Genomic DNA, 4,803 nt, shown 5'->3' with positions numbered 1-4,803 from the left:
CGGTCGTCGCGGCCGGCGGCATCCCGCGCGAGTTCAACACCATCGCCGTCGACGACGGCATCGCGATGGGCCACGGCGGCATGCTGTACTCCCTGCCCTCCCGCGACCTGATCGCGGACAGCGTGGAGTACATGGTCGAGGCCCACTGCGCGGACGCCCTGATCTGCATCTCCAACTGCGACAAGATCACCCCGGGCATGCTCAACGCCGCCCTGCGGCTGAACATCCCGACGGTCTTCGTCTCCGGCGGCCCGATGGAGGCCGGCCGGGCGACGCTGGTCGACGGCACGGTCCGCACGCTGGACCTGATCGACGCGATGGTGGACGCCGCCAACGACAAGATCTCCGACGCCGACGTCCTGCGCATCGAGGAGAACGCCTGCCCCACCTGCGGCTCCTGTTCCGGCATGTTCACCGCCAACTCGATGAACTGCCTCACCGAGGCCATCGGCCTGTCCCTCCCGGGCAACGGCTCGGTCCTCGCCACCCACACGGCCCGCAAGGCGCTCTACGAGGACGCCGCCCGCACGGTCATGGACATCACCCGCCGCTACTACGAGCAGGACGACGACACGGTCCTGCCCCGCAGCATCGCCACCGTCGCCGCCTTCGAGAACGCGATGGCGCTGGACATCGCCATGGGCGGTTCCACCAACACGATCCTGCACCTGCTGGCCGCCGCCCAGGAGGCGGAGGTCCCCTTCGGCCTGACCGAGATCGACGCCCTCTCGCGCCGCGTCCCCTGCCTGGCGAAGGTCGCGCCGAACGTCGCCGCGAGCCGCACGTACTACATGGAGGACGTGCACCGCGCGGGCGGCATCCCCGCCCTGCTCGGCGAGCTGCACCGCGCCGGCCTGCTGAACGAGGACGTGACCTCCGTCCACAGCCCGACCCTGGCCGACTGGCTGAAGACCTGGGACATCCGCGGCGGCTCCCCCTCCCCCCGAGCCGTGGAGATGTGGCACGCGGCCCCCGGCTGCGTGCGCTCCGCCGAGGCGTTCTCCCAGTCCGAGCGCTGGGACACCCTCGACGAGGACGCCGAGGGGGGCTGCATCCGCTCCGCCGAGCACGCCTACTCCGAGGACGGCGGCCTGGCGGTGCTGCGCGGCAACCTCGCCGTGGACGGCTGCGTCGTCAAGACGGCCGGTGTCGACGAGTCGATCTGGACCTTCGAGGGCCCGGCGGTCGTCTGCGAGTCGCAGGAGGAGGCCGTCGAGAAGATCCTCACCAAGCGGGTCCAGGAGGGCGACGTCGTCGTCATCCGCTACGAGGGCCCCAAGGGCGGCCCTGGCATGCAGGAGATGCTCTACCCGACGTCGTACCTGAAGAGCCGCGGCCTCGGAAAGGCCTGCGCCCTGATCACCGACGGCCGCTTCTCCGGCGGCACGTCCGGCCTCTCCATCGGCCACGCCTCCCCGGAGGCGGCCTCGGGCGGCACCATCGCCCTGGTCGAGGACGGCGACCGCATCCGCATCGACATCCCGAACCGTTCGATCGAGCTGCTGGTCGACGACGCCGAACTGGCCCGCCGGGAGCGGGCACTGGACGGTGCGTACGCCCCGAAGAACCGCGAGCGCAAGGTCTCGGCGGCGCTGAGGGCGTACGCGGCGATGGCCACGAGCGCCGACAAGGGCGCGGTGCGGGACGTGTCGAAGCTGGGCTGACGCCTTCCGCCCCGCACGGGCCGCCCTCCGCGACACCGGGAGGCCTGTGCGGGGCGGGTGATCCGTGCGCGGTCCCGTGCGCGCGGCGATCCGTGTACCGCGCACCGCCCCCGGCCGGCCGGCTCCCGTCCGGGTCCCCTACCAGTCCGCCGGTCCCCGCCCGTCCACGGCGAAGACGGTGCCGTCGGGCGCGGACGCGTAGACGCGGCCCTCCGCGACCACCGGCTCGGGCAGCGAGGCGACCACTCGGTCCGCGGCCGCCCCGAGCCGGGGCGCGGTCTGCCCGAGCAGCCGCCCGCTCCGGGCGTCCACGGCGAGCAGGCGGCCGTCGGGAGCGGTGACGTACACGTGCCGCCCGTCGGAGACGGGCGCGGAACCGTGGCTGATGCCCGTTTCCAGGTGCCACACCCGCTTGCGCGCCTCCAGGTCGACGGCCTCCAGCGAACCGCCCTGGGCCAGGAGGTGGACGACGTTCCCGCGCACCGTGGCACGAACGTCGTGGCGGGGGACCGGCAGGGGGACCCGGAGCGACGTTCCGGACCTCGGGGAGTAGCGGACCAGGCCGGTGGTGGTGCCGTCCCGCGGGTCGCCGGAGAGGAGGAAGACGGATCCGCCCCCGGCGCCGACGGCCTGCAGCGCCCCCTCCAGCCGGACGTCCCACCGCAGTGCACCGGTGTCCGGGTCGACCGCCGTGAGCCGTGTGTGCGTCCCGTCGGGCGACGTGCTCGTCGCGTAGGCCAGCGGGTCCGCGGCGAACGAGGCGAGGGGCGTGCCGCCGTGGCCCGGCAGGGAGCGGTTCCACTTCGTGGCACCCGACGAGCCGTCCACGCCGGTGACCGTTCCGTCCGCGCCGGTCAGCAGCAGCGTGTCGCCCGCGTACCGGACCGCACCGCCCTCGGGTACGTCCCGTCGCCAGACCGGTGTGCCCGACGCGGGGTCCAGTCCCTCCACGAGTCCGTCCTCGGCCGTGGACGTCTGGACGGTCCCGCCCGAGACGACCGGGGGGCGGCTGACGGTCCGGTCGGATGTGGTGCGCCGCCACCTCAGCCCTCCGTCGGCCGGGTCCAGGGCGAAGACCGCGTCGCGCCGGGCACAGAGCAACTCGTCCGTTCCGCGGGAGCAGTGCGGCATGCCCCCCTCCCCGGACGCCGGCTTCGCCTCCCACGCGCCGAACGCGGCCGACGGGGCGGGGGCAGGCGTCTTCGCGGGCGGATCCCCGTCCGGGCCGGCCAGGTGGACGGAGGCGGCTCCCGAGGCCGCGAGCACCAGCGCGGCGCCCGCCACCAGGGCGCCGCGGGTCAGCCGTTTCCGGGGCGGTCTTCGCGGTTGTCGGGGAGAGGGGGGCGGTGCCGCCTCCGCACCCGTCCTCTGCGCCGGTATGAACGCCTGGGTGTCGTAGGAGGCCGCCACCGAGCGCAGTTCCCGCATCAGCTCGTCCGGTGTCGGGCGGTCCTCGGGCTCCTTGGCGAGACAGCGCAGCACGAGCGGCGCCAACTCCTGCGGTATGCCGGTCAGATCGGGTTCGTCGTGCACCACCTGATAGGCGACGACGTACGGGCTGTCGGAGTCGAACGGTCCGCGCCCGGTCGCCGCGTGCACCACCACCGATCCCAGCGCGAAGACGTCCGCGGCGGGCCCCACCTCCCGCGGCCGCCGGAACTGCTCGGGTGCCATGAACGGCGGCGTGCCGATCAACTTCCCGGTCTCCGTGCGGAGTTCACTGTCCGACGGCCGGGAGATGCCGAAGTCGATGACCTTCGGCCCGTCTTCCGCGAGCAGCACGTTGCTCGGTTTCAGGTCCCGGTGCACCACCCCGACGCGGTGGATGTCGCGCAGTGCCTCGGCCAGCCCCGCCATCAGGCGGCGCAGTTGCGCCGGTGTCATCGGACCGTTCCGCTTCACCTGCTCCGCGAGCGTCGGTCCGGGAATGAACAGGGTCGCCATCCAAGGCCGTTCCGCCTCCGGATCGGCGTCGACCACGGGCGCGGTGAACGCGCCGCTCACCCTGCGGGCCGCCGCCACCTCCTGCCGGAACCGCCCCCTGAACTCACGGTCCCGGGCGAACTCGGCGTGCACGACCTTCACCGCGAGCTTCAGCCCGGAGGTGCTGCGGGCCAGGTGCACCATCCCCATGCCCCCGGAGCCCAGAAGGGACTCCAGCCGGTAGTGACCGGCGTACTCCGGAAGTTCCGCTTCCGCACCCGCCCCGGCCCTCCGCTGTGGCGCCATGGGACCACCCCCGTGCTGTTCGTCCGCGCGCGCGACGCACGGAGCCTAATCGATGACCCGTACGGGACCGAGGAGGCTTGCTGATGCCCATGTGCGAGATGTGAACTGATGTTTCGTGGTGTGATGCGAGGGAATCAAAGCGATCCCATCATCGTCATGGGGTCCAACGGGGGAGGTTTTTCATGTCTGTCGACCACACCGAAGAGGTCGGGCCGGGCACGGAGGAGGCCGGCACGACGGCGGTCGCGGCTGTCCACTACTACCCGGTCGCCCCGGGCGTCCAGCTGAACGTCCGCAGCGGCCCGGGCACGGGCTACGGCCTCGTCCGCACCCTGCCCGAAGGCTCCCGCGTCCCGATCTACTGCCAGACGCCGGGCACGGCGGTGACCGGCCCGTACGGCACGTCGCGCATCTGGGACAACATCGGCAACGGCCAGTACGTCTCGGACGCCTACGTGAAGACCGGCAGCGACGGCTACGTGGCCTCGCGCTGTGCCTGACCGACCACCACCACCGTCAGGAGCACTCATGATGTCCGCAAGGGGCAGATCCGTCCTGCTCGCAGGCGCCGGAGCCTTCCTCATGCTGCTGGGCACGGCGACGGAAGCCGCGGCCCTGCCGTACTACCCGGTCGCCCCGGGCGTCCAGCTGAACGTCCGCAGCGGCCCGGGCACGGGTTACACCATCGTCCGCACCCTGCCCGAGGGCGCGCAGGTGTCGATCTCCTGCCAGACGCCGGGCACGACGGTGACCGGCCCGTACGGCACGTCGAACATCTGGGACAACATCGGCAACGGCCAGTACGTCTCGGACGCCTACGTGAAGACCGGCAGCGACGGCTACGTGGCCCCGCGCTGTGCCTGATCCCGCCGGGGACCGGCCGCTCCCGCCCGGTCCCCGGCGGGATCAG

Annotated in this window: 4 protein-coding genes; 3 read left to right on the top strand and 1 reads right to left on the bottom strand. The window is 72.7% G+C overall.

From position 1 onward, the window contains the following. Positions 1 to 1,664: dihydroxy-acid dehydratase (gene ilvD / locus AOK18_RS04995; RefSeq protein ID WP_055693510.1), on the top strand; the 1,664-nt coding region annotated here is incomplete at its 5' end. 138 nt (positions 1,665 to 1,802) lie between these two features. Here ilvD and AOK18_RS04990 read toward each other — a convergent pair. Further along, entirely contained in the window at positions 1,803 to 3,893 is a 2,091-nt protein-coding gene (locus tag AOK18_RS04990; RefSeq protein ID WP_055693509.1) for a serine/threonine-protein kinase, read from the bottom strand. A gap of 182 nt (positions 3,894 to 4,075) precedes the next feature. Between AOK18_RS04990 and AOK18_RS04985 the strand changes: the two genes are divergently transcribed. Both AOK18_RS04985 and AOK18_RS04980 read left to right on the top strand, forming a co-directional pair. Next, a complete protein-coding gene (locus AOK18_RS04985) occupies positions 4,076 to 4,393 on the top strand; it encodes an SH3 domain-containing protein (protein WP_055574767.1) in 318 nt (105 codons plus the stop codon). A gap of 82 nt (positions 4,394 to 4,475) precedes the next feature. Then, a complete protein-coding gene (locus tag AOK18_RS04980; RefSeq protein ID WP_240503061.1) occupies positions 4,476 to 4,757 on the top strand; it encodes an SH3 domain-containing protein in 282 nt (93 codons plus the stop codon). Positions 4,758 to 4,803: the final 46 nt, after the last annotated feature.

The sequence above is a fragment of the Streptomyces prasinopilosus genome, assembly GCF_001419695.1.
GTDB classification, from domain to species: Bacteria; Actinomycetota; Actinomycetes; order Streptomycetales; family Streptomycetaceae; genus Streptomyces; species Streptomyces prasinopilosus.
The sequence above is the reverse complement of the archived record's forward strand: the minus strand, read 5'-3'. Positions and strand labels throughout refer to the sequence as shown.